Below are 24,774 nucleotides of genomic sequence, written 5' to 3' on the forward strand. Positions count from 1 at the left end.
GTCAAAGCGCGCCAACTCAGGCTTGGATATCGAGCAAGGCGCGCGATGCGTTCACTTGGGGCGGCAGCATACGGAGATTCGCCACAAAGGCTTAGGTCCCCTGCTTGTGCGCGGCCATGTCCTTGGGCGCGGCATTGCTGTTGGCAGCAAGCTGACGCAGCTGCGCCGTCAAGTCCCCGGTTTCAAGGGTCTGAGTTTCAACCTGTGGGCGTCGGCAATCACCGGTCCCCTGACTAGCCGTGTTTTGAGCTGCAGCGCGCAGCTTCACCTGCACGGCACAGATGCTGGACAAGGCGGTGGACAGGCTGATGCCCATGGTCGGCCTAAGGCCTGCATCAAATGACAGCTCTGGTCACCTTGCAGTCAGCCACCACCGTCATGGGCATGCTCAAAGCGGGCATCGAGATTGCTGTCCCCTCAGTCAAGCAAGCAGCGGCTCCTGTCATTGGTTTCAGAGAGTTAGTCTTAGGATTCGGGCTACTCGGAGGTAATTGACTCTTGGCAGAGTTTGCAGCACGGATGTCGGGTCTCCAATGTGCCGCGGACATTCAGTTGGGGAGTTCATTCACTCCTCTGTCACCCTAATCCGAAAGGCCGATGCTTGACACTTCGAATAAGCGCGATCGGCACGATTGGAACCGGTCGCACGCCTTCATGACCGTCGCGCTATTCGGACGCAGGATGCACAATCCGCGCCAAACCCATGCATTCAAACATTGCCATGCCGACCCATGATTGACGAGACGCGCTTGCAGGCGTTGGTCCGAATGGACGTGGCGCAGCGACTGCGCAGCAATGATCTGAGTCTGACCGTGGGCAATTTCGCATTAGCGCTGCTGGTTGCCGCCAGCCTGCACAAGGCAGCGCCGCCGGTTTGGGTGGCGAGTTGGCTGGGCCTGCAGTTCATCAACATGGCCTTTCACCTCTGGCTGGGCCTGCGCTGGTTGCGCAGTCATTTGACGATCAGCAATGCGCCGCTCTGGCTGCGCCGGGTGACACGCACCTCAGGGATCAACGGTTTGCTTTGGCTGCTGGCGGTACAGATCTTCTGGCCTGGCGGCAGCGACGCACAGCGCATGTTGCTCTTGGCTTGGATGATAGGCATCAGCTCCGCCGCACTGCATTCCCTGCATGCCTATTTGCCGGCCTATTTCGCCATGGTGGGGCCAGTCCTGCTGGGGCTCTTGCTGACCGTGCTGGTGCATGGCGCAATTGACTCTTGGGCCATCCTGGCCGTGCTGCTACTGGGGTCCACGCTCTACATTCACTTTGCTGTTTCCCTGCGGCGCCTGCTGTGGGATTCGCTGCGCCAAACGCACCAGCTCGCCCAGCTGACCGAGAGCTTGCGGCTGGAGAAAGACCTGGCCGTCAAGCTGAGCCAGTCGCGCAGCCGCTTCCTGGCCGCCGCCAGCCATGATCTGCGCCAGCCCGTGCATGCGCTGTCGCTGTTTGTTGGCGCGCTCAAGCAAAACCCCAGCCCGGCGCAGTCCGCGCAAATATTGCAGCATGTCAGCAGTGCCGTCGATGCCATGGGAGCGATGTTCAACGCCTTGTTGGACATCTCCAAGCTGGACGCCGAGCAGTTGCAACCACAGTGGCAGACGGTCGATCTGCGCGTGCTGATGAGCCGCATGGCGGCCGACCACAGCCTGCAAGCGCAGGCCAAGGGGCTGCGCTTTGTTTGCGATCTGCCACCCGCTGGAGGCTCACAGGCCGCGCTGACTGTGCACAGCGACCCGGCCTTGCTGGAGCGGGTGCTGCGCAACCTGCTCTCCAATGCGCTGCGCTACACCACCCAGGGTGGCGTGCTGCTCCGGGCTCGCCGGCGGCATGGCCGCATCGAGCTGCTGGTGGCCGACAGCGGGGTGGGCATTGCCCGGGCGCGCCGCGCCGAGGTGTTTGATGAGTTCGTGCAACTGCACGGCTCGGGCCAAGGCCTCGGCCTGGGTCTGGCAATTGTTCAGCGCCTGTCCGGCCTGCTGCGCCTAGGGCTTCGGCTGCGCTCACGGCCGGGCCGGGGCAGCGTCTTCACGCTCATGCTGGAGCCGCTTGACGAAGGGCCTACCGAAGCACCCAGCTCGGCCCTTCAAGCCCAGCTGCAGGGCGAGATGGTCATCGTGCTGGATGAAAGCGCCGAGATTCGGCTGGCCCTGACCACTCTGCTGTCGGCCTGGGGCTTAGGCGTCGTCAGCGCCGCCAGCGCGGCCGAGCTGATGCCTCAGTTGATGCGCGTTAGCACCGCGCCGCGCCTGCTGCTATGCGACTACCACTTAGCTGGCGGCGAATCTGGCAGCGGCGCAATTGTGCGGCTGCGTGAACTGTTCAACAGCGACATCCCGGCCTTGCTGCTCAGCGGCGACACGGGCCCAGAACGCATCAAGGAAGCGCTGGACCAGGGCCTGACCTTGCTGCACAAGCCGCTCTCGCAAGCGCAATTGCGCGAGGCAGTCTGCGATGCCTTGCTGCCCAGCAAGGCGTCTGCGGCTTCAAGCATTGGCTTACAGCTCGCTCAGCCCCTTCATCCTGGCTGATCGTTTTTTGTGGGCTGGGATGGAGGGGGATGAAAACCTTCAATAGGACAGCGCCTGACTGACCATGCCGGCCGCCCGAGCGGCCTCAACGGCCTGCAGGCGGTGCACCACGCCCAGTGCTTTGAAGATGGCCGAGACATGACCCTTCACGGTCTTCTCCTCCATGCCCAAATCGCGCGCAATTTCTTTGTTGGATTTGCTATTGCACAGCTCTTGCAGCACTTCGCGCTGGCGCGGCGTCAGGCCACTCAAGTTCGGCTCGGCTGAGCCGGTCTCGGGTGCAATGGCCATCAAGGGTGGCACATAGATTTCGCCGCCGAGCACTAGCGTTAGCGCCGCCAGCAGCGTAGCCGGGCTGGCCGACTTGGGGCAATAGCCGCGTGCGCCGGCCTTGAGCACGCGGCGCACATCGGCAGGGTCTTCCGACGATGACAGCACCAAGCTGGGCAGCAGCGGATAGTGCCGCTTGAGCTGTTCCAGCAGCGCCATGCCGGCCATGCCGGCCATGCGCAGATCCAAAAGCACGGCGTCCACATCGGGATGCTGGGCCAAGCAGTCCATGGCGGCGACACCGTCACTGGCTTCCAGGATCAGTTCGTGCGCCCCTAGGCTTTGCAGCGCGGCGACGACCCCGGCGCGCACAAGGGGATGGTCATCGACTAACAACAGTTTCATGCAGCGCACTCTAGCAGTCGGCGCAGGGGCTGGGTAGGTCCCGAGACCAAGTCTTGGGTCCAAGGTCCGATTGTGCGTGCAGTTGCGAGATTAGAAACTCGCGCTCGTTGAAACCGTGTGGGCTGCCCCGCCTTTTCAACACGGCGGCCGGGCCGCCCATCAAACCATTGCCACCCAGGGAATCAACATGAACAAGCCAGCATCGCCTCTTCGTCAGTCAGCTACGTCGCGGCAGCCCAGAGCCGCCCGCCGGCCGCGCCCATTGCCGCTGTGCTTGGCCATTGCCGCGCTTTGCAGCGCGGGCCTGGCCGCTGCGGCCGATCTGACCTGGAAGGGCGGCACGGTGTCCGGCGGGCTGTCGGGACGCATGAGCGTCGGCCAGAACTGGAACCAAAACACCCAGCCTGCCGCAGGGGACATTTTGCACTTCGGCAGCTCGGCCTTCACGACGGTCGTCCATGATCTGAGCTACCGCGTCTACAACCAAATTTCCTTCGAGACCGGTGCGAGTGCCTACACGCTGCAGGGTGTGGGCAACAACATCGGGCTCACCAACGGCATCGTCAACAAAAGCAGCAATGTGCAGGTCTTCGATTGGGGCAGTACGGCGGGCTTCGTCATCAGCGCGAACCAGACCTGGGACGGTGGCACGGCCGGCATGAGCATCACCGGGGGCATGGACCAACAACATGATCTGACCCTGAACAACAAAGTCGCCTACAAGCAACTCGCCGCCACCGCCATCGGCTACGCCGCCAATTCGACCGTCAGCTTGACGATCAATTCCGGCAGCAGCCACAGCACCGGAACCGAAGTCATTGTCGGCGGCGTTTCTCCGTCCAGCAGCGGCATCATCAATGTGCACGACAAGGACAGCAGCTTTATTGTTGGCACCGACCTGAAGCTGGGCGACGTCGGCACCGGCACCTTGCTGATCGACACCGGCGCCAGCGCCTCCAGCAAGAACTTGTACATGGGCAAAAACGGCAGTGGCGCCCTGACGGTGGCCGGCGTTGGTTCGAGCTTCAGCACCGGCAGCACGATTTTGTACAACGGCTCCGCCAGCATCTCGGCCGGCGGAAAATTCACGGGCAGCGGAAATTTTGGTATCCGCGGCGCGAACTCGGACGCCAGTGTGACGGTGAAGGATGCGAATTCGCTTTTCAAAGTGGATCAAGGCCTCTATATCGGCAACGTCGGCAACGGCCTGCTGCAAGTCAGCAATGGCGCCGGCGCCGATATTGGCAATGGCCTGTTTATCGGCGAAGCCGGCTCAGACGGCTTTGGCGTGCTCGAAGTAAACGGCCTTGGCTCCAGAGTGACGACCAACAGTGCCTACGCTAACGCGGGCCTCCTGAACATCTCCATGGGCGCCGTCTTTCAAGTCAAGAACCAGATGAGCATAGGCCAGCTCGGAGACGCCAGCTTTGTGGCTTCGGTAGGCGGGAGCGGGTCCACCTTGAGCGTTGCCCACCTGCTTGACGTGGGCTCCGCCGGCGCCGGCCGCTTGGATGTCTTGAGCGGCGGCCTGGTCGACGCCGGGCAGTTGGTGATCGGCAATCTGGGCACCGTCAATTTGCAGGGAGGCACGCTGAAGGTGGGCAGCTTGGGCTTGGGCGGAGCCCTGAACTGGGAGTCAGGTACGCTCAATTTCAGCGGCAATATCAAGTCCAGCGACATCGCCTTCTTGGGCGGCGCGCCACTGATCACGGCCGGCAAGACGCTCAAGGGCGACGGCGAAATCCGCGTCAGCCCCGGCTACAGCTTAGGGCTGAGCGGCGGCAATCTGCAGGCCCTGAGTTTTGTGATCGACGCGCAGGGCGCCGCCACCGTCAGCAGCTTCAGCAACTTGAGCGCAGCAAACATCAGCAACCAAGGCAGCCTGACCCTCGCCGGCGGCCGCATCGAAGGTGCGCTGCTCAATAACGCGGAGATGCTGGGCTCGGGCACGATCGCGGGGGCAGGCGGCTTTAGGAATAACGGATATTTCGAGCAGACCGGCTTCCTGGAACTCGCCAATAGCGGCTCGAATGAAAACATCGGCTCCTGGAGTATCCAAAAAGGCAAAACGCTGACCCTGCGCGACACGGCGCTGACCAACCGGGGCTCGATGAATTTTGACAGCGCCAAGATCGACGCGGCAGGTGCCAAGGGTGGCAGCTTCGTCAACGCGGCAGGCGGCACCGTCACCGGCAATGGTTTGTTCAGCGTGCCGTTTCAGAACGACGGGCGCTTGATCGTGCAGGGCGGCACTTTTGCGCTGACCTATGAGCTTAAAAATAGCGGCCAACTTCTGCTGAACTCGATTGACGCCAGCGTCACCGGCAGCACCGTCACCAACTCGGGCCGCATTGAGGGTCTGGGGCAGATCAGCAACAGCATCAACAATCTCGGCACCATCAATGCCAAGGGCGGCACGCTGACCTTGAGCAGCATGCTGAGCAATACCGGCAGCGGCATCGTCTCGGCCAGCCGCGATGCGACGATCTTTGCCGCCAAGGGCATGACGCCCAATGCCGGCAAGATCCAGCTCTCGGGTGGCACGCTGGACAACGGCGGCTTCGCGCTGACCAACGACCTGGGCGGCTCGATCAGCGGCTACGGCGATATCCGCAGCGGAATGCTGAGCAACAAGGGGCTGGTGCTGATGAGTGGCGGTGTATCGGCGGTGTACTCGGATGTGCAGGCGCTGGCGGCGAGCCAGATCATTCTCTCGGGCAATAGCAACACCACCTTCTACGGCAAGGTGGAAGTGAAAAAGGACGCCGAGTTGCGGGTCTCCGAAGGCTCGGTGGCCACCTTCGCAGCCGAGGTCAAACAGCGCGGTGGCGCCAACATCAACGGTGACGGCAAGATGTTCTACGAGGGCGGCTTGAGCGTGGGCAACTCGCCCGGCTATGGCTATATCCAGGGCCAGGTGACCTTCTCCGCCAGCAATTTCTACGAGGCCGAGATCGGCGGCATCCATGCCTGCACGGCGGAGCGTTGCGACGAAGGTTCGCCGCTGGTGGATAGCAGCTATGACAAATTGGTGGTGGGTGGCAAGTTCAAGCTCGGCGGCAAGTTGGTTCTGACGTCTTGGAACGGCTTTGAAGCGCAGGCCGGCCAGAGCTTTGATCTGCTGGACTGGGGATCGGTCAGCGGCAGCTTCAACACCATCGATGCGACCGGTTTCAAACTCGCCGCCGGCACGCAGCTGGACTACAGCCAGCTCTACACCACGGGCGAAGTTTGGGTGACCGCGGTGCCTGAACCACGGAGCTATGCGCTGATGTTGGCGGGTCTGAGCCTGTTGGCTTGGCGCAAGCGCTTTAGCGCGAGCGCGAGCGCCTGAGCATCTGTGCACAAAAGCCCGCCGCAGCATTCATCGGAGCTATCACCATGAACTGGTTCTCTCGTCTCATCATCACGCTTGCAGCCCTAGGCGCCTTGGCCTCGGCTCGGGCTGCCGAAACGTCTTACAACATCGTCGGCAGCGTCGGCAGCGGTGCTGGCAAATGCCTGGACAGCAACGCCGTCCTCAGCCCCTGCGGTGGGGCCGAGCAGCGCTTCGTCTTCGGGGCCGACGGGACGGTCTACCTGGACTCCAGCGAAGGCAAGCGGTATTTGCAGGGCAATTTATTCGCCAGCCATTCGATTGGCTTCAGCAACACGCTAGCCACCGGCAATGCGAGCACCTACTGGAGCCGGCCCGGTGGTAACCGCCTGCAACTGAGCGAGTCGAGGGCCTTGACGACGATGTGTTTGTCGCGGCCCCTATCGGTGCCTGTATCGGGGACGCTGCGCGCCGAGCTTGCACAATGCTCGGCCAGCGCGGCCAATCAACAGTGGACGCTCGCCAATCCTTTGCCGGTCGGGCAGCCCGAGCCTGGCAAGACGCAAGTCAAGAGCAGCGCCAGGAACTGCCTGCAGCAAAGCGACTTCAGCGCCCCGCTGGCCGCCATCAAGTTGAGCGTTGCGGCCTGCACGCTGGGAGCAAAGACCGAGTACTTTCAGTTCACCAACCAAGGCGCCGTCGTTTTGAATGGTTATTGCCTGAGCACGACAGGCGGGCTGGGCTCGGCGGTTGGCTTAGGCGCTTGCGGCGACACCGGCGTGCCTCCCGGCGCCAATCAGTTGTGGAAGCGCGGTCCCAATGCCAGCATCGTGTCGAGCAGCACCGGCAGCATCGGCTTGTGTCTGGAGTTGGCCAAGAGCGGCACGGGCGTCGAACTGCAAAACTGCGAGGCCGGCAAGCTGTCGCAGTACTGGAGCACCAGCACCATCGTGGCCGGCAACTGGCCCGCCGGCGTGCCCAGAAAGCCCACCACCTATGTGCCCAAGCAGACTTTGAGTTCGGGCCAGGTCAACACCGTGGTCAACTGGATTCAGCGCGAAACCTCGATCAGCACCACCCCGTTTTGCTACAAGACCAAGCCCTATGACCGTGGCGCCGGCATCTTGCCCGACTGCGCCGATGGCCAGTACAAGGACGGTGGGCTGTGCTACAGCAATTGCCGCAGCGGCTATCACGGCGTTGGGCCGGTGTGCTGGAGCGATCAGTCGCTGTCCTACGGTGCCGGCCTCCTTCACTGTCGCGACGGCTATACCAATGTGGCCGGGGTTTGCTGGCTCAAGAAGGCCTCCTACGGCAATGGTGCGGGCAAAGCGGCCAATTCCTGCAAGTCCAATCGCGTCTTGCAAGCCGGCCTGTGCTACGAGAACCCGCGCTCGGGCTATCAGTGCAATGCCAGCAACTGCAATCAACGCTGCGCCGCCGGGATTGCCGACTGCGGCGTGGCCGCCTGCGCCAGCAATGCCAACCAATGCGCCAGCACCATCAGCAATATGGTGGTGAGCACGGCCATCATGTTCGCCAGCTTCGCCACGGCCGGCGCTGCGGGGGAGGTGAAGGTTGGGGTGATGACGGCCAAGGAGGCCGTAGAGGCGGCGAAGACGGCAGACGACTTGGCGGATGCCTTGCTCCTCCTGTCCGAGAACATCGAAAAATTTTTGCTGGCGGCTCAAAACGATCTGGCGGGCATTTCCAGCGTCGAGATTGAAGCTCAGATCGCCCGCAAATACGGTAAAGGCTCGCCCGACTACCAGCACATCGCCCGGGAATGGGCCGCACGGAATTTGCTCTACTACATCTCCGATCTGCTGCTGGACCTCAACACCCTCATCATCACGACGATAGACCCAACCGGCATCACCGGCGTCATGGACGCCTTTGCCAAGCCGCCTTGCATGGATCACACCGCAATGCCCTGATTGTGGGGTGAAACCGTCAATCGAGCCTTTGCCCAGCGCATGTCCGGTGATGACCGAGCGGACGCTTAGGCATCCAGCCGGGAGTGACTCTGATCAGTCCTCTTACCTTGGGCGATAGCAAGGGGCGCCTTGCTGTCGCTCGTTCTGGACATCTGAGTGACCTGAGCTTGTTGGACTGGCAGATTGAGCTGAGTGGCAGCGCTTCAGAATCGCCATCTGAGCGCCATCTGACCCGCCAACTAAGCGCCCAAGTGCAAGGACGACTTAGGCGCTTAGGTAGGCCTTAGGCAGTAGCTCGATCGCGGCTCAAGCGTCGGCGTACTTGATCGAGCACCCGTAGGGCTTGGTCGTGGCTTGCGTGGGCTTCTTGCCAGCGGCCAGATCCTTCAGGGCCAAGCGCACATAGTTGTCGGCCTTGGCCACGTCTTCCACCTTGTTGGAGGCGATGCTGTCAATGCCGCCCTTGTAGACCAGCTGTCCGTCGGGATTGATGATGTAGAGATGCGGCGAGGTTTGGGCGCCGTAGAGCTTGCCCAGCTGGCCGGTCGGGTCCAGGAGTGTGGCGGTGGGCGCAGCACCACGCTCGGTGTTGACCTTGAGGGCCGTGGGGCCGTCCACAAAGCCTTGCTTGCCAGGCGCCGAGGAAATCACTTGCAACCAGACCACACCTTGGCCGGTGGCGTCTTTTTGCAGGGCTTGCAGATTGCCGCTGCCGTAGTGCTTCTTGACGTAGGGGCACTCATGATTGGTCCATTCCAGCACCACGGTCTTGCCGCGCAGGCTGCTCAAGGAGAGGCTGCGGCCCTCGGCCGTGGTGGCGGTGAAGGCCGGGGCGGCTTGGTCCACCGTGGCCGCGTTGCTGCCGGACTGGGCCTGGCTGAGCAGCGGCGTGCCCAGCAGACCCAGGGCTAGGCCGAGGCCGCCGGCGGCGCGTGCAAACTGGCGGCGGCCTGCGGCCACTGTGAGTGGAGATGACTTGATTCGATTCACAACAACAGCTCCTTGATTGATGATGGCTAGGGATAGGGATAGAGAGCGGAAAAATCAAAGGCGTTCTTTCAAGCCTCGCCCGCGCTGGGCTTGGCTGGAGGCGCGCCTTTTTTTGCATCCTCCAGGGCTTGCAAGACCAAGCCTGGGGTCAGCAACTGCGGCAGAACCTGAGGTGATGAGCTCAGGCCTGCGGGATAGAACAGATACAAGGGCACGCCGCTGCGGCCATGCTCGGCCAGCAAGGCCGAGATGCGCGGGTCTTTGCGGGTCCAATCGCCCTTCAGATAGACCACGCCTTCGCGAGCAAAGGCCTGATGCACGCTGGCCTGGCTGAGCGCCACTTTCTCGTTCACCAGGCAACTGATGCACCAGGCGGCCGTCAGATTGACGAAGACCGGCTTGCCTTGGGCCCGCAGCTCACTCAGGCGCTCCGGCGTGTAGGGTTCGAAGGTCGCTTGTGGGGTCTGCGGTGTCTGCTGGGCGAGCGAGGACGGCGAGCCGCTGCCCTCAGGCAAGGCGCTCGACTGCAAAAAGGCCAGGCCCACCACGACGCCCAGGCTCAACACCGTTGCGAGCTGCGTCAGGCGCCGGCCCTTTCCCGGGCGAATCTCCCGAGCGATGCGATGCAGCCAGGCCGCCAGGGCCAGCAAAGCCATACCGCTCAAACTCAGCAGCACGGCACTGGGGCCGCCTTGTTGGGCCAGCACCCAGACCAGCCAGATCGCCGCGCCATACATAGGGAAGGCAAAGCCCTGTTTGAGCCGCTCCATCCAAGCCCCGGGGCTCGGCAGGCGGGCTTGCAAAGCCGGCCAGTTGCTCAAGACCAGATAGGGCAGGGCCAGGCCCAAGCCCAGGCTCAGCAACACCGCCAAGAGCACCGGCGCCGACTGGCTCAGGGCGTAAGCCATGGCCGCACCCATAAAAGGTGCCGTGCAAGGCGTGGCCACCACGGCCGCCAGCACGCCGCTGAAGAAACTACCGGCATAGCCCTCCTTGGCTGCCAGCTCCTGGCCCAGTCCGGCAATGCCTCCGCCCAGTTCCAGCAAGCCCGAGAGACTCAAGCCCAGGCCGAACAAAAGCCAGGCCACGCCCAGCACAAACAAAGGTGACTGGAACTGAAAGCCCCAGCCGACCTCGGCGCCGGCGGCCCGCAAACCGATCAAGACCGCCGCCAGCAGCGCAAAGCTGAGTAGCACCCCCGCGCTATAGGCCATGCCATGACGCCGAGCCTGAGCGGGGTCGCCATGGGCCTGGCCCAAGAGCGACAAGGCCTTGATGGACAGCACCGGGAAGACGCAGGGCATCAGATTCAGGATCAAACCACCGGCTAGCGCCAGCAGCAAGGCCAAGGGCAGCCCCAAGTCCAGCGGTGCAGATGTCGCTGAGGCTCTTGAAGGCAGCGGCGCCGAAGCCAGTGGTACCTCGATCTGGTAGGCCTGACGTGCGCCGGCTTGGGTTAAGACCAGCACACCGCGCAGCGGCTGGGCCGCCTTCAGCGGGGCTTCACCTGGAGTGAGCTTGAGCTGCCATTGCTGGCTTTGACGACGCAGCTCTTGCGGCGCATTGTGTTGCAGCGGCCCCCATTGCTCAGCGAAGAACTCCGCCTGCGGTGCGTCTTTGCCGGAAGCCTCTTGCACCGGCCAGCGCAGCAGCAATTGAGAACCCTCAGAGTGCAGGCTCAGTGGCCAAGGGGCGGTCTTGGGCAAACGCGCCTGCGCCAGCGTCAAAGCGGCTTGGCCTTCGGCATCTGCTTGAGCCCGGGCTTGCACCGGCAGCGCGATGGACAATTCAGCCTCTTGCGGCAAGCAGATGTCTTTGCAGACCAGCCAAGACACCTGTGCTTGCAGCTGCAGGGCCCGGTTCTGGGGCCAGTTGGCAGGCAGGCGAATTTCGGTGATCAGGTCCACCTGATCGGCATAACCGTAATTGCTGACGGGCCCCAGGCTGAAGCGTTGCGGCGCGGGCCATTGCAGCTCAGAGGCTTGAACCCCCTCGGGCAGGCGCCACTCGATGCGCGTGGCTTGGCCCGAGTCGCCCGGGTTCAACCAATAAGTGTGCCAATGCGGCGCAATGGTCTGGCGCAGCAGCAGATGAACGGTTTGGCCCGGCTGCAGCACCCGGTGGCTGCTGAGCAGGCGAAGCTGGACCTCCTCGCTGCCTGCGGCAGGCGGCGGCGCGGCACTTACCGCCTGCAGACCGCTAGCGACGAGCAGAACGCCGATCATGGCGAGCAAGCGCCTAAAGCTGAAGCCGACGCCGACGCCGAGGCCGAAACCCATGCGCATCACTTCAAACGGGATTGAACCGCGGCGAGGCCGGCCAAAGCGCAGGCCTCGTCGTTCTCAGAACCCCGTGCGCCGCCGACGCCCACGGCGCCGATGATTTGCTCGCCCACGCGCAAGACGATGCCGCCGGCGCGAGCGTTCAGAGCCGGGTTGGCGGCCAGCTGATCGCCCAGGGCCTTGTCAGACTTGGCTTGCTCGCCCAAGGCGCTGGTGGCGGCTTTGAATTGCAAAGCCGTCAAGGCTTTGTTGGTGCTGGACTGAACACCGCGCGCCGAAGCGCCGTCCGCCGCGAGCAGCACTTTGTGAACCCCTGCGGAGTCGAGCACGCTCACCGCAATGCGCTGCTGGCGATCGCTGCAACTCTGCAAGGCCACGCGAGCCAGCTCCAAAGCCTCGGCGAAGGCGGGGCCTCGTGCCGGCGGCACCGGTGGGGGCGCGGAGGCTGCTGCAACAGGAGCAGCAGGCGTTCCTGCAGCAGTAGCGGCGGCAGGCGTCTGGGCACCAGCAGGACTCGCGACAAAACAGACTGCGCCAAGGCTCAGCAGGGCAGGGGCGAACAGGTTCTTGGAAGCCATAAGAATCTCAAAGAAATAGTGGGGAAAAGGACGGAAGAAGCTTTCAGGGTGCGACCAGGCCAGGCGATCAACGCGATACGCTGGCCGCAGGCGTTTGAATGGGGGCCGGCCATTGCGGCGTCTTCGCGCCGGGGTACCAGTAGCGGCTGTGGCATTGCTCACAGGCTTGGTCGATGCGCTCACCAATGGCGAACAGTCGCTGAGCATCGCGCGCATCAATCGCCGCTAAAGCTTGCAAGCCGGTGTGCTGCAGCTTGGCGGCGGCAGCGGCGAAGGCCGCCGGGTCTTTGGCAATGGCCGCCTCGATCTGCTCGGGCGAGGAAATGCCAGGCACCTCGTGGTCTTCCAAGCGCACACCGGCTTGTGCCACCGCGCGCCCCGGCATAGCCAGCAGATTCGCTGATTCGATCAGGCGCAGCGCGTGCTGGCGCAAGGCCAGCCACTCGGCGTCATCGGCCGGAGCATGTTGCACCTCGCCCTTGGCGCTGACCTCGGTGGCCACGGCTTCCCACAAGGCATCGGCCGAGGGGTCGACCAGGCTCTGCATCAGCTCTTGAATGCTGGCTTTGACCTGAGGACCTGGCGAGCCTTGAACGGTTGGGCTGGCCTTGGGCTCCGGGTGGCAGGCCACCAGACTCAAGCTCATGCAAAGAAGCAACGGCAGGGCGGCGGATCGCAACTTCAACGCAGGCACTTGCATCAGATGAACCCAATCGCGCGCCCGGCCAGACCGGTGCCGGTCCACAGCAGCAAAGAAGCCAGGGCGCCAACACGGGCCAGCGCGGGCAAGCTTTGCAGGTCATGGGCAGGCTGCTCCGACTCTGCAGTAGCCGGCTTCTCTGCACCCACGGGGCCCTTCAGCAACAGATGCGTCAAGCTCGCTTGCAAGCCCACGGCCAGCAGTAGCAAAAGCAGCTTCAATTGCAGGGCAGGGTTGGCCGCATAGACCACGGCGTTGGACACAAACATCGCGGCGCCACTGATCACCACGGTGAGCAAGCCATGGCGCTGCAAAGGTCGAGCCAACTGGGCCACCTCTTGCGGGCTTTGCTGGCGCAGGCCCAGATTGAACAAGCGCAAGGTCAGCAAGAGCACGGCGGTCAGCAAGACCAACAGGCCAATGATGTGCAGCAATTGAAAAGCGATCACCACCAAGGGGTCGGAGCCGCGCAGCAACTGGCCCACCGGGCTGTCTTGTACGGCTTGCAATACGGAATTCAGACTCATGAATCGGACTCCAGGACGTCAGAGATAGGGGATCAAGCGGCCGGTGATCAGCACACCGCTCCACAGCGTCAGCGAGGCCAGGCCCGCCAGGCGCACCGGCGTGGGCAGACGCAAGGCCTGACCCCATTCGATGGCGCGCGGTGCCAGTCGGGTCTCAAACACCAGGGCATTGGCCAAGGCCAGCACCGTCAGCACCAGCTTGGCCACAAAGGCGGGGTTGAACAAAATCTTGGCAGCCTCTGACCAGAACAAGAGTCCGCCGGTGATGAAGGTCAGGGCGAAGCCGCCGAAGATCCAGGGTCGCAACTGCCGCAGCACTTGATGCGCCGGCACTTGGCGCAGCAGCAGGCCGAGCAAACGGAGGTCGGCAATGGCCAAGAGGCCAAAGGACAGGGCCAAGCCGAGCAGGTGGGCGCCCTCAATCAACGGAAAGGCGAGCGCTGATTCGGCCAGGGCCAAGCCAACGCGACTTTGTTCAATGGCCTCGGCCCATGCAAGCAGTTGCGACATGCTGGACCTCAGAGTGAAGCGTTGGTGGCCGCGGCGGCAGGAGCGGTCGCGGTGCGCGGTGGCGGCGGGCTCACCTTGACCAAGCTGCCGCCTTCGGCCTCATAGTCTTGTGCGCCCACGGCACCGGCCACTTTGAAGCCCTTGCTGGCCAAGAGATCTGCGGCGGCACCGGCGCGACCGGCGTGGTTGGAGACGGTCACGATGGCGCGGTCACGCGGCACAAAACCTAGGTTCTTCTCCAGCTCCTTGCTCTGGATGCTCAGATAAGCAGGAAAGCCGCCAATGCTGCTGAGTTCGTCGGGTCGACGCACGTCAATGATCACCACCTGGTCTGGCTTGGCCAGCAAGGCATCCAGTTCAGCGCGGCTGAGCTTGGGCGACTTAGCTTTGTAGACGGGCGCTGCTGGCGCGGCGCCTGGCTGAGTCGCCTGGGCTGACACGGTGCTGCTGCTCAAGCTCAGGCTCAAAGCGCTCAGGCTGATCAAAAGGGTACTGAGGAATGTGGTGCTGGCAAGAGGAGCGGTTCGGCGGTTCATGGGAGGTTCCTTTTCTTGTGAAGCTCAGGCACTCAAGGCCTTCAGCTCGGTGGGTGGAGCAAACAGCTTGGGCATCGCTTTGACCTCGCCTGGAGTCAGGCGCTTGCAAAGCCAACACACGCTTGATCTGTTTGCAGCTTCTGTGCCAGCTTTTTCGAGTCGCCTTGTTCTTCAGTCGTCCCCGCTGCTCAAGGGGCTCCCAAGCCCTAAGCGCTTGATTTCAGGCCTGTTTTTTGGGGGTGGGCTTGCGCTCGCCATGGCCCGGTCTTTTGGCAAAGGCCGCAAAGCCGCTTCTGGCTGTTGAATTGGCAACAGCGCAGCAACAAGGCACTGGCGGCTCCGGTACAGCGGTGTAGCCAACTCTCATCGAGCCGCCAGTCCTCCAGCGATTGGGCAAAAAAATAGGCCGACCCCAAGACGGGATCGACCTGCAAAGGCACAAGACCAGATGCGGCGGCATGCATTAAAAGCCGCCGCAAACACAGCCACCGCATCTGGCTTGTACTCGGTCACGCACACAGGGCACGTGGATTGTTTAGAAGACCTGCTGGACCCGATTGATGGGCCCTGACTCAGCGACGCGCCGTAGCCACCCCGCCAAAACCTCCGTTGTTCTCATGGCAGATACGCTCTTCACGTTCGATGATGCGTTCGCTGCCGGCATGATTGGCCAGCGTGGTCTGAAAATGCCAGCCGTCGGGCGCATCGGCCTCGGTGTAGCGCCGCACCGGGATGGTGGCCGTCCAGGGGCGGCTGTAGATGCTGGGGTCGGTGAAGGTGGCGATGTAGTTGAAGCGCTGACCATTCGGAGCAAAAACATAACGTTCAGCCACCTGGGTGTTCTCGCCGCTGAATTCGCCGGTGCGGCCGAACAAGGCTTTACCATTGCTATTGCGCACATCGACCACCAAGGTGTTGCCTTCCCAATGTCCCCGTGAACCCGCGTTCCAGAGCTTGATGTTGTCCGGCAGATGCGGCTTGTCATCCAAATGCACGATGCGCGAGCCCGAGTCGAACAAGAACAAGACATAGCCCGGGTACTGGCGGATCTCGAAACCATGCCACATGAAGCTCTTGGGCACGCCGCCCGGGGCACAACGCGCCAAGGGCTCGATGTACTGAGGCTGCTTGGGGTTGGCGAAGTTGGCGGCAAAGTCTTGCTGCGCCTCGCGAGCCCAGGGCAGGAAGGGCACCTGGCCATCGGCCGGATCGCTGACTCGACTGGGCGCGCGCTCGCTGCGCGGCCGCTCAGCAGCGCGCTCCGGCCTGGCCCGCTCGGCCGCGCCAGGCTGGCGCCCTTGCGGGTCGGTGAAGTTGCTGTGGTTGCCAATCGTGTTGGACCAATGGCCTTGCACATCGGGTTGCCCATCGGCCAAGCGCGCGCCGGTCCAGGCTTGCTCGGCAATTGCCGGGAAGCTGCTTTCGCGACGCAGTCCGCCGTTGCCCGGCGCGTTTTGCGCCAGGCTCAGACTGCTGCTCAAGCTACCTAGGCTGCCCAAGGCCAGGCAGATCATCAACAGGCGCGGACCCAAGGGCCGTGCAGCCCCAAACGGTCTATTTGCGCTGCGTTGCGACATTGCCGAAGCCTCCGTTGTTCTCATGGCAGATGCGTTCCTCGCGTTCCAAGATCGGCTCCTTGCCGGCATGGGTGGCCAAGGAGGCCTCGAAATGCCAGCCGTTCGGTGCGTCGTCCACGGTGTAGCGACGCGCCGGGATGGTGGCCGTCCAGGGGCGGGTGTAGACGCTCGGGTCGGTGAAGGTGGCCACATAGTTGTAGCGTTTGCCATCCGGCGCAAAGACGAAGCGCTCGGTGATCTGCACGTTCTCGCTGGCGAACTCGCCAGTGCGGCCGAACAGCGCTTTGCTATTGTTGTTGCGCACATCCACCACCAAGGTATTGCCTTCCCAGTGGCCGCGCGAATCGGCATTCCAGAGCTTGACGCTGTCGGGCAGATGCGGCTTGCCGTCCAGATGGATGATGCGGGTGCCCGAGTTGAACAAGATCAGCACATAACCTGGGTATTGGCGAATCTCGTAGCCATGCCAGATGAAGCTCTTGGGCACACCGCCCGGCGCGCAACGAGCCAGCGGCTCGATGTACTGAGGCTGCGTCGGGTTATGAAAGTTCTTCAAGAACTCTTGCTGCGCGGCACGTGCCCAGGGTTGGAAGGGCACCTCACCATCAGCCGGGTCGCTGACCCGGCTGGGCGCGCGCTGCTCACGCGGTGGCAGCGGCCGAATATTCGGGTTGTTGCGCACCGGCGCGCCGGGCACGCCGCCTTGCGGGTCGGTCCAGTTGTTGTGGTTGGCCACCGTGTTGGACCAATGACCTTGCACATCAGGCTGGCCATCGGGCAAGCGCGGGCCTTTCCATGGGCCGGACGCAATCACCGCGATGCGTGTCTCCCACTGACCACCGGCCGGTGCGGGTTGGGCCTGGCTGCTCGCCGGGGCCAGCGAAGCGGCCAAAGTCGCCAATGCCGCCACAGCAAGGGCCGAGGCGCGCCAGACGGGCGCGGAGTTCAGGGCTTGCGACATGCTCGTCACCCCCTTCACTGTGCGGCAGCGCTGGCGGCGGCCGGCGGCTTGGGTGGGTAGTAGGCGTCGTATGCGTGGGTGAAGCAGTAGTTCTCGATCAACTGAAAGTTCTTCTCCCGATGACGGTGCAGCAGCACGCTCAGCTCCCAAGGCCGGCTGAAGACTTTTTCATCCGCCACACGGGCCTTGTATTCCAGCGTGTTGGCATCCAAAAAGGTCCAGCGCTCCACCACATGCAGGGCGTCGCTGTGGAAGTTACCGGCGCGGTCCAGCCAGGTGCCGTCGTTGAAATGTTTCACATCCACTACCAGGGTGTCGCCTTCCCAACGAGCGCGCGAGTCGCCCAGCCACCAGTCATTCGGCTCCTTGGGGTGATCGGTGTTGTTGGTGTGGATGGTGCGCACCGTGTGACCGAATTGATGAACCAGGGTCAGGTCACGATCACGCTGAAAAATCTGGAAAGGCTCGGGCGTGTAGACACTGCGCGGCACACCTGGGGTGTAGCACTTCAAGCGCGGATCTTCACTCAGTCGATTCTCGAAGTTCTGTTTGCGCTGCGCCAAGGCCGAGGGCAGATAGGGCAGGTAATGGCCCTCCACCACGCCGGGGCCGGGTGGGGCGTCTGGCCGACCGGCATGCGGCTCGAGGTCGAATTCGGCGGCGCTGGTGGTCTGCCAGATACCTGAGAAGTCCGGCCGGCCATTGGCCGCGCGTGGAATCTTGTTGAGGTCTTGCTTCTTGCTCGCGGCCTTGGAGGCAGGCTTGGCCGTCGCTTTAGGTGGAGTGGCACTTGCCTCTGCCGCCATGGACGAGCTCACGCCCGCCAAGAAGAAGGCTCCGAGCAGCGCCAAGCTCAGGGCGTGGATACGAGTCTGGGTGAGCGGGGCAAGTCGGACGAGAGGATTCAGAACATTGGGTTTCAAGAATGAGGTCTCCGCAAAAATGAGGGCAGGCGCAGGGCTGAATGAGGCCTAACTCAGGCCGAATTCAGGGCACGGCCGGCACATCGGGCGCGCCGCCGGTTTGGAAAGTGCGGCCATCACCCAGGGTCACCACACTGGCGTAGGCAAAAGGTTTGCCGTTCTTGGAGCGAAAACCTTTGATCGCCACCTCGGTGCCAGGAGGCAGAGAAGATTTGCTCAAACCCTTTTGCTGCAGGCTGAAAGGCGCACCGAACTCGAAACCCCAATTGGTGACCTGGCCCTTGGCGTCTTTCACGTCCACGTACAGCCAGCTGTGGGGATTGACCCAGGTGATCTTGGTGACCTGGCCCTTGAGTTCGACCGGTTGGTCGCCATCAAACTCCGCGGCAAACGCATGGTGGGCGTTCACCGGTGTATTGCACAAGAGCGCAAGGCCGGCCAAGGCCAAGCCGGCACCGATACGGCGGTTCAGCAATTGAGGGCGGAACAAGTTCATGAAAACGTCTCCAGTGGCAGTGAGGGGTGCGGCGGCGCGAGTCCGGTCGCGGATGTCCTTCCTTACGCAAACGCTGTGCCAACTCTGCAGCGGTGCGAAGGCTGGGCTGAAGCTCAGCGCCTGGCTTTCACGCCACAACCCCGAAACACCGATGCCTTCGGACTTCTGAGCTGCCTTTCATCTGTGCACGCCCTCGTTTGAGGCGCCTTTGAGGCGGTCGACTGGATGACTAAGCGCAGCGAGCGCAGGACCTGTTTGGCGCTGGACTGTTGCCAAAACAGAGGCGTGCTGCTGATGGACTGCTGCCTTCGCAACAGTTGGCGGCAAGGGCGATCGCGCGATAGGGCTTAACAAAGCCAATGACTATCCGGGCTGAAGTCGTTTCACCAGGCCCGTAAGAGCCCGCCCAGCCGCTGTGGAGCCCTGCACAGCCACATGCTGCTCACTCTGAAGCGAAGGCTTCGAGCCGACTTGGCACGAATGCTGCGAAAGACGTCGCAAAGCTTTGCATTTTCTCTATTCGTCTTTTCTCTTCTCTTCAACTTAGCTGCGACTCAACTTCGATATGTCCCATCCGTCTTTCGACTCCGTGCTGTTAACGCGTTTGATCCCCGCCCAACTCCTGAGCCTCAATTCAAGCTCAGCGCCAGGCCTCGGAGGCTGGCGCCATACGGCGCTGGCTGCAGCCTGCCTGCTCAGCATCGCATCGCATGGTGTCTTGGCCAATGAAGTGGCCGCGAGCACCAAAGCCACGCCGGAATCAGCTCTTCGCGGCGAGCCGGGCGAAGCCGGCATCAATGTGCTGGACAGCGTGGTTGTGCTGGGTTCAGTGCGCGGCGATGCCACCGTGCTGACCAGTTCGGCGCCAGTCGATGTGTTCAGCTCACAGCAAATTGCTGAGACCGGCGCGGTCAGCATCAACCAGGCACTGGCCAAGCTGCACCCGTCTTTTAACTTTCCGCAAGGGCAAAACGCAGTCAAAGGGCAGGGCGTGCGTAGCGCCTCGCTGCGCGGCGTCAGCCCCGCCTACACCCTGGTCTTGGTGAACGGCAAGCGGCGTAATGCCTCAGCGCAACTGACCGGCACCGACCCCTGGCCGGCCGCCACCGTGGTGGACTTGAATGTCATCCCCGTCAGCGCGGTGCAGCGCATTGAGGTGCTGCGCGATGGCGCGGCGGCCCAATATGGATCGGACGCGATTGCCGGGGTGGTGAATATCGTGCTGCGCGACAGCGATACCGGCGGCAAGCTCAGCCTGCATGGCGGCGGCTACAGCGACGGCGGTGGCCGCACCGTGACGGCCACGGCATGGAAAGGTCTGCCCTTGGGCAGCGATGGATTCCTGAATTTCAGCCTGGACCGCCTGCAAAACAATCAGGTGGACCGCAGCGAAGCCGACTGGCGGCAACTCTTTCCCAATGGCGATCCGCGCAACAGCAGCTTCGACAAGAAGTACGGCATTTGGGGCCAGTCCTCACGTGACCAGTGGAGCGGACTGATCAACGCCGAGCTGGCGCTTGCACCGCACTGGGCGGCTTATGGCTGGGTGAACTACGCCAGCAAGACGGCCGGCAACTACGTCAACCCCGAGCGGGTGGTGAAGGCCAGCACCACCAGCGTGACGGCGACCGCCGGCGACAAGATCAGCGAGAACGCGGTGCTCTCGGTGTACCCGAATGGCTACCAGCCCAAGATCGACTACACCGCCAAGGATTTGGCGGCGGTCATCGGCGTGCGTCTGGAGGAGGGCGCTTTTGGCAAATTGGACCTGGGCCTGAGCCATGGCAGCAATGAGACCTCACGCCGCAGCAGCAACACCATCAACCCCAGCTACGGCGCCAACAGCCCGACCTCGTTCTATCTCGGCTCCTGGAAGAGCGATACCCAAAGCCTGACCGCCGACTATCAGCGTGAGATCAAGCTGGAAAGCCTGGACAAGCCACTCGGCCTGCAAGCCGGCCTGCTGGCGCGCAAGGAAACCTGGCGCACCGGCGATCTGGGCGACGCCATCGGCTATACAGCTGGGCCACTGGCCGGCAAGACCGTGGGCTCGCTCTACCCGGGCACGGCTTTCGCCAGCGACAGCTCCCGCATTCCGGTCAGCGGCGCCTCGACCTCAGGCATACGCCCAGAGGACGCCAACTCCATCACCCGCCAGGTGCGCGGCGGCTACGCCAGCGTCGATGCCAACTTGACAGCGAATTGGCAGTTGGGCCTGGCCGGACGCTTTGAGCACTACTCCGACTTTGGCAACACCAACACCTTCAAGCTCGACAGCCGCTATGACTTCGGCGAGACGATTGCGCTGCGCGGCACAGTCAGCTCAGGCTTTCATGCGCCCAGCCTCGCGGCCTTGGGCACGCAGACTACCGGGGTAACGGGCTCCTTCAGCAATAACGGCATTGGCATTCTGGCGCCGGGCGGCACCCGCTTGTTCCGCCCCAACGATCCAGCGGCTGCAGCCTTTGGCGCGCTACCTTTGGAGCCCGAAAGATCGCGCACCTATTCGGTGGGCACGGTGCTGCGCCCGGCCAAGAACAGTTCGCTCACACTGGACTTCTATCGCCTGGAGGTCAAAGACGTCATCATCACCACGGACACCATCCAAGGGCCAGCCGCTGTCGCCGCCTTCAATGCCGCCGGTCTTCCGGGTTATGTCTCAGCATCGTATTACTACAACGGCTGGACTTCACGCACCTATGGTTTGGATCTGGTCGGACGCAGCCGCATCGATGTGGCGGGCGGCAGCTTGGATCTGAGCGCAGCGCTGAGCCTGCTTGACACCAAGATCAGCGATGTGAAAAGCAGCGTGAACGTGCGCGGCACGGCCGCAACTGTCGTCGGCCCCTCGCGTATTCGCGACGCCGAGACCGGCGTACCGAAAAACAAACTGGTACTGGGCGCTCGCTATGCCCTGGGCGACTGGACCACCGACGCCACGCTGACTCGTTTTGGCAAGTACCGCTACAACGCCGGCAATGTGCCTGGGGCGGCCGCCGTGAACGGCAATATCGACCAGGACTTTAAGGCCGAGACCTATCTGGATCTGGCGGCCTTCTATGCCGTCAACAAGCAACTCAAGCTCGACATCGGCGTGCAAAACGTCTTCAACAGCTACCCCGAGAAGTACGTGAACGGCAACCGCGCCAGCGGCGTCAATCCGTACTCCTTCATCGCGCCGAATGGCGCTTCGGGCCGCTTTGTATCGGTGGGCCTGAGCTATAGCTTGTAAGTCGGCAAAGAGCAGGGAGAGGGCGCCAGGACGGGTGGGCTGAGGGAGGTACTCAAAGAGGAAGTGCTCTAAGAGGAGGGCGCCACACGATCGACTAAGCTGCAGCCTCCCTCCGTTTCGAAAACAGTCGCCGTCTGTGTGAAAAGGCCCCTACCTTGAATGAATCAATCCGCGTCCCAGAAGTGGCATCGCAGCCTCTGCCCTATACCTTGCGCCAGTTGCTGGTCTATATGCTGGGCTTGGGCACCTGGGGATTTGGCGGGCCGGTGGCGCTCGTCGGCATGATGTACCGCGACCTGGTGGAGCGCCGCGGGTGGATCAGTGACGAGGACTACAAAGAAGGCCTGGCTTTGGCGCAGTTGATGCCAGGCCCACTGGCCGCCCAGTTGGCAATTTATCTGGGCTATGTTCACTACCGCATACTCGGCGCGACCTTGGTCGGTTTGGCCTTTGTGCTGCCTTCGTTTTGCATGGTGATTGCGCTGGGAGCGGTCTACCTTGCCTATGGCGGCATCGGCTGGATGCAAGCCGTTTTTTATGGGGTCGGCGCCGCGGTCATGGGCATCATCGCCATGAGCGCCTACAAGCTGAGCAGCAAGAACCTTGGCAAGGACAAGTTGCTCTGGGCCATTTTCTTGCTGAGTGCGGCGTTCACCGTGGCAACGGAGTCGGAACTGGTGTCGGTGTTCTTGGGTTCTGGGCTGCTGGTCTGGTTGGTGCGTACGCGGCCAAAGTTCAAGGGCAAGCTCAACAGCATGGCCTTGGCCGGGCCGGTTTTGGCTGTTTCGATGTTTGGTTTGGTGGAATGGCCCAAGCTGCTGGAGCTGGGAGCATTTTTCGCTTATGCCGGCAGCTTTGTCTTCGGCAGCGGACTGGCCATCGTGCCCTTTCTCTACAGCGGGGTTGTGCAAGAACACCACTGGTTGAATGACCGCCAGTTCTTGGATGCTGTGGCGGTGGCCATGATCACACCAGGCCCGGTGGTCATCACCACAGCCTTCATCGGCTTCTTGGTCGCCGGATTCTGGGGCGCCGTCGTCGCCGGCGTCGCGACCTTTGTTCCTTGCTATTTGTTCACCATCCTGCCTGCACCGTATTTCAAGAAGTACGGCAAGCGCCCGGGCATCGTGGCCTTTGTTGACGGCGTAACCGCCGCGGCGATTGGCGCGATTGCAGGCGCGGTACTTGTGATCGGGCAACGCTCCATCAGCGATTGGCTCACTGCCGCGATGGCCTTGGGCACCGTGGCCATCTTGTGGCGCTTCAAAAAAGCCCCCGAGCCCTTGATCGTGCTTCTCGCTGCGCTGATCGGCTGGGCTCTATACCCAGGCTTGCGCGTGGGATGAGTGGCTGGTCGTTCGATCAAGATTTGTATGAGAACCGGTAGTTGGGATTAGCTCTTGCGTCTTAGAGCCCTTTGTTCCTGAGCGCTTCGGCTAGTCCCGGAACGAAACTCACCAAGTCCTCAAGCCGAGGATGTTTGTATTTGCGTTCTTCCGAAGAGTAGCCATCAGTCCCCTTTTGGACGGTTACCTTTCCTTTGAGGCAGATCTCTTCCAGTAACACTTACTCCACCATCTGATTGTGAAACCAGCCTTCACGGGTTTGATCTGAGAAGTTGACGACCGCCACCGCAGCGGTTTCGGCCAGTTGCGCTCGGGTTGTGAAGTGGGGTGTCAGGGGCGTACGCGCCACTAGGTCACCGGTGTGGTGTCGAACGACATGGCGGCTTGTGGGCATCGCTGACACCCCAGCTGCGCTATCACGGTCGCCCTGGCAGATCGACCTGCCTGATCGACCTGCCAGATCGACTGCAGCCCCGGTTCGCGAACTGGAGCTGCCGAATACGCTGCAGGCATCCCTTAAGTTTTCCGGTCAGGTAGAAGGTGGACTCCTGGAGTCTGCGGTTGTGTCCTACTTGGGCACGATCTGCTTGAGAAGCAAGCTGGCGCACTTCACTCCGAGCGCGAACAGGCGGGCTGCAGAGCGTGGTGTGGTGGGCCAGCACCAGAGCAAGCTCGAGGCAACCACGTTCAAAGAGTTCTTCTCGACCAAGTAGCTGATACCCATTTCTGCGGAGCTACTGGACCTGTCGGGCGACGGCGACCGCGTCGTCGGGCGCGAACTGCCGTCCTACTGGAACTGCAAGAACATTGACGACTTCTGGATGCAGCAGGACGGCTGATGACGCCCGGTCAGCGCAGCACGCTGCGGTAGAAAAGCTCCATGCGCTGGGCCAAGGCAGCGGCACGGTGTTCAGGCGTGCCGTCGTCCGGATTCAGCAGCACGCGTGACATCTGATCGCCTAGGATGCAGTTGATCAGGTAGACGGGCAGTTGCTCGAACGGCAGATCGTCGCGCAGTTGGGCTCGCACATCGGGCCGGTGCAGGAAGCGAGCGATGGCGTCGCGGGAGACGTTCGGCCCCTCGGCAAAAAAGGTCTCGACCAGCTCCGGATTGCTGTTGGCCTCGGCGGCCAGCATCCGCTGCATGCTGGTGGCCGCAGGCGTGGTGAGCATGGTGTAAAAGCGGGCAGCGAAGTCGTTTAGCACTTCCTTGAGGGGCCGTGGATCCTTCTCCATGTCCATGTCTGCGAAGAAGCGCTGGCGCTTGTCTTTCAGCACGGCGGCCAGCAGGCCGCTCTTGCCGCCGAACTTCACATAGATCGTGCGCACGGCCACGCGGGCCTCGCGCGCAATCATCTCTAGGCTGACATTGCCGTAGCCCTTGTGGAGGAAGAGCTGACCAGCGATGTGCTTGAGCTCGTCCAGCCGGGCTTCAACCTCGGCGGCGCGCGGCCGGCCGGCGCTCTTGGAGACGGCTGCATGCTTGACGACAGCTGAACGGGCCGCCCGTTTGCTTGCTGGTGCGACGGCTGAGGGCAGAACGGCTGGCAAGGACTGGGCAGGCTTGGTCGGCATGGGTCGTAATCTTAATCCAGAGCCAAATGAAATGAAACAATTTCATTTCTTGACAACTACAAAGTCGCCGCAAATAATGCGC

Annotated in this window: 19 protein-coding genes; 5 read left to right on the plus strand and 14 right to left on the minus strand. The window is 62.5% G+C overall.

Annotation, left to right across the window (positions count from 1 at the left end; genetic code table 11):
* Positions 1-91: 91 nt before the first annotated feature.
* Positions 92-316: a hypothetical protein gene (locus tag LNV06_RS00740; protein ID WP_263536333.1), complete on the minus strand. Its 225-nt coding sequence runs from the start codon at positions 314-316 to the stop codon at positions 92-94.
* 415 nt (positions 317-731) lie between these two features.
* Between LNV06_RS00740 and LNV06_RS00745 the strand changes: the two genes are divergently transcribed.
* Complete coding sequence (locus LNV06_RS00745) at positions 732-2,531, plus strand: ATP-binding response regulator (protein ID WP_263536334.1); 1,800 nt, start codon at positions 732-734, stop codon at positions 2,529-2,531.
* A gap of 39 nt (positions 2,532-2,570) precedes the next feature.
* Here LNV06_RS00745 and LNV06_RS00750 read toward each other — a convergent pair whose 3' ends face one another.
* The gene (locus tag LNV06_RS00750) at positions 2,571-3,206 is read right to left on the minus strand and encodes a response regulator (RefSeq protein WP_263536335.1); all 636 of its coding nucleotides are present in this window, start codon (positions 3,204-3,206) and stop codon (positions 2,571-2,573) included.
* 187 nt (positions 3,207-3,393) lie between these two features.
* Between LNV06_RS00750 and LNV06_RS00755 the strand changes: the two genes are divergently transcribed.
* Both LNV06_RS00755 and LNV06_RS00760 read left to right on the plus strand, forming a co-directional pair.
* A complete protein-coding gene (locus LNV06_RS00755) occupies positions 3,394-6,540 on the plus strand; it encodes a beta strand repeat-containing protein (RefSeq protein ID WP_263536336.1) in 3,147 nt (1,048 codons plus the stop codon).
* Positions 6,541-6,587: 47 nt separating this feature from the next.
* Entirely contained in the window at positions 6,588-8,459 is a 1,872-nt protein-coding gene (locus LNV06_RS00760; RefSeq protein WP_263536337.1) for a ricin-type beta-trefoil lectin domain protein, read from the plus strand.
* Between the two features lie 306 nt (positions 8,460-8,765).
* Here the strand turns inward: LNV06_RS00760 and LNV06_RS00765 are convergent, their stop codons facing one another.
* The 11 genes from LNV06_RS00765 to LNV06_RS00815 all read right to left on the minus strand — a co-directional run bounded on the left by LNV06_RS00765 (position 8,766) and on the right by LNV06_RS00815 (position 18,539).
* On the minus strand, positions 8,766-9,449 hold the full coding sequence (locus LNV06_RS00765; RefSeq protein WP_263536338.1) for a redoxin domain-containing protein: 684 nt from the start codon (positions 9,447-9,449) through the stop codon (positions 8,766-8,768).
* Between the two features lie 68 nt (positions 9,450-9,517).
* Positions 9,518-11,728 carry a protein-disulfide reductase DsbD family protein gene (locus LNV06_RS00770; protein WP_263536339.1) on the minus strand — a complete coding sequence of 737 codons (2,211 nt, stop codon included), beginning with the start codon at positions 11,726-11,728 and terminating at the stop codon, positions 9,518-9,520.
* A 5-nt stretch (positions 11,729-11,733) separates the two neighbouring features.
* Positions 11,734-12,309 carry a GlcG/HbpS family heme-binding protein gene (locus tag LNV06_RS00775; RefSeq protein WP_263536340.1) on the minus strand — a complete coding sequence of 192 codons (576 nt, stop codon included), beginning with the start codon at positions 12,307-12,309 and terminating at the stop codon, positions 11,734-11,736.
* 67 nt (positions 12,310-12,376) lie between these two features.
* Positions 12,377-12,955, minus strand: coding sequence for a hypothetical protein (locus tag LNV06_RS00780; RefSeq protein ID WP_263536341.1), 579 nt, complete (start codon positions 12,953-12,955; stop codon positions 12,377-12,379).
* 53 nt (positions 12,956-13,008) lie between these two features.
* Positions 13,009-13,536: a hypothetical protein gene (locus tag LNV06_RS00785; RefSeq protein WP_263536342.1), complete on the minus strand. Its 528-nt coding sequence runs from the start codon at positions 13,534-13,536 to the stop codon at positions 13,009-13,011.
* A gap of 18 nt (positions 13,537-13,554) precedes the next feature.
* Complete coding sequence (locus LNV06_RS00790; RefSeq protein WP_263536343.1) at positions 13,555-14,046, minus strand: DUF6644 family protein; 492 nt, start codon at positions 14,044-14,046, stop codon at positions 13,555-13,557.
* Positions 14,047-14,054: 8 nt separating this feature from the next.
* Positions 14,055-14,582, minus strand: a complete 528-nt coding sequence (locus LNV06_RS00795) for a rhodanese-like domain-containing protein (RefSeq protein WP_263536344.1) — start codon at positions 14,580-14,582, stop codon at positions 14,055-14,057.
* Between the two features lie 572 nt (positions 14,583-15,154).
* Positions 15,155-16,114 carry a hypothetical protein gene (locus tag LNV06_RS00800; RefSeq protein ID WP_263536345.1) on the minus strand — a complete coding sequence of 320 codons (960 nt, stop codon included), beginning with the start codon at positions 16,112-16,114 and terminating at the stop codon, positions 15,155-15,157.
* A 22-nt stretch (positions 16,115-16,136) separates the two neighbouring features.
* Positions 16,137-17,120: a hypothetical protein gene (locus LNV06_RS00805; RefSeq protein ID WP_263536346.1), complete on the minus strand. Its 984-nt coding sequence runs from the start codon at positions 17,118-17,120 to the stop codon at positions 16,137-16,139.
* A 14-nt stretch (positions 17,121-17,134) separates the two neighbouring features.
* Complete coding sequence (locus LNV06_RS00810; protein WP_263536347.1) at positions 17,135-18,043, minus strand: hypothetical protein; 909 nt, start codon at positions 18,041-18,043, stop codon at positions 17,135-17,137.
* 64 nt (positions 18,044-18,107) lie between these two features.
* Complete coding sequence (locus LNV06_RS00815) at positions 18,108-18,539, minus strand: DUF6152 family protein (protein ID WP_263536348.1); 432 nt, start codon at positions 18,537-18,539, stop codon at positions 18,108-18,110.
* Between the two features lie 565 nt (positions 18,540-19,104).
* Between LNV06_RS00815 and LNV06_RS00820 the strand changes: the two genes are divergently transcribed.
* Positions 19,105-21,771 (plus strand): TonB-dependent receptor plug domain-containing protein, encoded by a 2,667-nt coding sequence (locus LNV06_RS00820; protein ID WP_263536349.1) that lies wholly within the window; start codon positions 19,105-19,107, stop codon positions 21,769-21,771.
* 230 nt (positions 21,772-22,001) lie between these two features.
* Positions 22,002-23,117, plus strand: coding sequence for a chromate transporter (locus LNV06_RS00825; RefSeq protein WP_411970067.1), 1,116 nt, complete (start codon positions 22,002-22,004; stop codon positions 23,115-23,117).
* Between the two features lie 849 nt (positions 23,118-23,966).
* On the opposite strand, the gene LNV06_RS00830 is transcribed toward LNV06_RS00825, so the two are convergent.
* Positions 23,967-24,692, minus strand: a complete 726-nt coding sequence (locus LNV06_RS00830; RefSeq protein ID WP_263536351.1) for a TetR/AcrR family transcriptional regulator — start codon at positions 24,690-24,692, stop codon at positions 23,967-23,969.
* Between the last annotated feature and the right edge of the window lie 82 nt (positions 24,693-24,774).

Source organism: Paucibacter sp. Y2R2-4, from assembly GCF_025717535.1.
Taxonomy (GTDB): Bacteria; Pseudomonadota; Gammaproteobacteria; order Burkholderiales; family Burkholderiaceae_C; genus Paucibacter_A.

What these genes read in the sequence shown, in the direction of transcription:
- LNV06_RS00740 (WP_263536333.1), bottom strand. Translation starts at nt 316, where the DNA reads ATGGGCATCAGCCTGTCCACCGCCTTGTCCAGCATCTGTGCCGTGCAG.
- LNV06_RS00745 (WP_263536334.1), top strand. Translation starts at nt 732, where the DNA reads ATGATTGACGAGACGCGCTTGCAGGCGTTGGTCCGAATGGACGTGGCG.
- LNV06_RS00750 (WP_263536335.1), bottom strand. Translation starts at nt 3,206, where the DNA reads ATGAAACTGTTGTTAGTCGATGACCATCCCCTTGTGCGCGCCGGGGTC.
- LNV06_RS00755 (WP_263536336.1), top strand. Translation starts at nt 3,394, where the DNA reads ATGAACAAGCCAGCATCGCCTCTTCGTCAGTCAGCTACGTCGCGGCAG.
- LNV06_RS00760 (WP_263536337.1), top strand. Translation starts at nt 6,588, where the DNA reads ATGAACTGGTTCTCTCGTCTCATCATCACGCTTGCAGCCCTAGGCGCC.
- LNV06_RS00770 (WP_263536339.1), bottom strand. Translation starts at nt 11,728, where the DNA reads ATGGGTTTCGGCCTCGGCGTCGGCGTCGGCTTCAGCTTTAGGCGCTTG.
- LNV06_RS00775 (WP_263536340.1), bottom strand. Translation starts at nt 12,309, where the DNA reads ATGGCTTCCAAGAACCTGTTCGCCCCTGCCCTGCTGAGCCTTGGCGCA.
- LNV06_RS00780 (WP_263536341.1), bottom strand. Translation starts at nt 12,955, where the DNA reads ATGAGCTTGAGTCTGGTGGCCTGCCACCCGGAGCCCAAGGCCAGCCCA.
- LNV06_RS00785 (WP_263536342.1), bottom strand. Translation starts at nt 13,536, where the DNA reads ATGAGTCTGAATTCCGTATTGCAAGCCGTACAAGACAGCCCGGTGGGC.
- LNV06_RS00790 (WP_263536343.1), bottom strand. Translation starts at nt 14,046, where the DNA reads ATGTCGCAACTGCTTGCATGGGCCGAGGCCATTGAACAAAGTCGCGTT.
- LNV06_RS00795 (WP_263536344.1), bottom strand. Translation starts at nt 14,582, where the DNA reads ATGAACCGCCGAACCGCTCCTCTTGCCAGCACCACATTCCTCAGTACC.
- LNV06_RS00805 (WP_263536346.1), bottom strand. Translation starts at nt 17,120, where the DNA reads ATGTCGCAAGCCCTGAACTCCGCGCCCGTCTGGCGCGCCTCGGCCCTT.
- LNV06_RS00815 (WP_263536348.1), bottom strand. Translation starts at nt 18,539, where the DNA reads ATGAACTTGTTCCGCCCTCAATTGCTGAACCGCCGTATCGGTGCCGGC.
- LNV06_RS00820 (WP_263536349.1), top strand. Translation starts at nt 19,105, where the DNA reads ATGTCCCATCCGTCTTTCGACTCCGTGCTGTTAACGCGTTTGATCCCC.
- LNV06_RS00825 (WP_411970067.1), top strand. Translation starts at nt 22,002, where the DNA reads ATGCTGGGCTTGGGCACCTGGGGATTTGGCGGGCCGGTGGCGCTCGTC.
- LNV06_RS00830 (WP_263536351.1), bottom strand. Translation starts at nt 24,692, where the DNA reads ATGCCGACCAAGCCTGCCCAGTCCTTGCCAGCCGTTCTGCCCTCAGCC.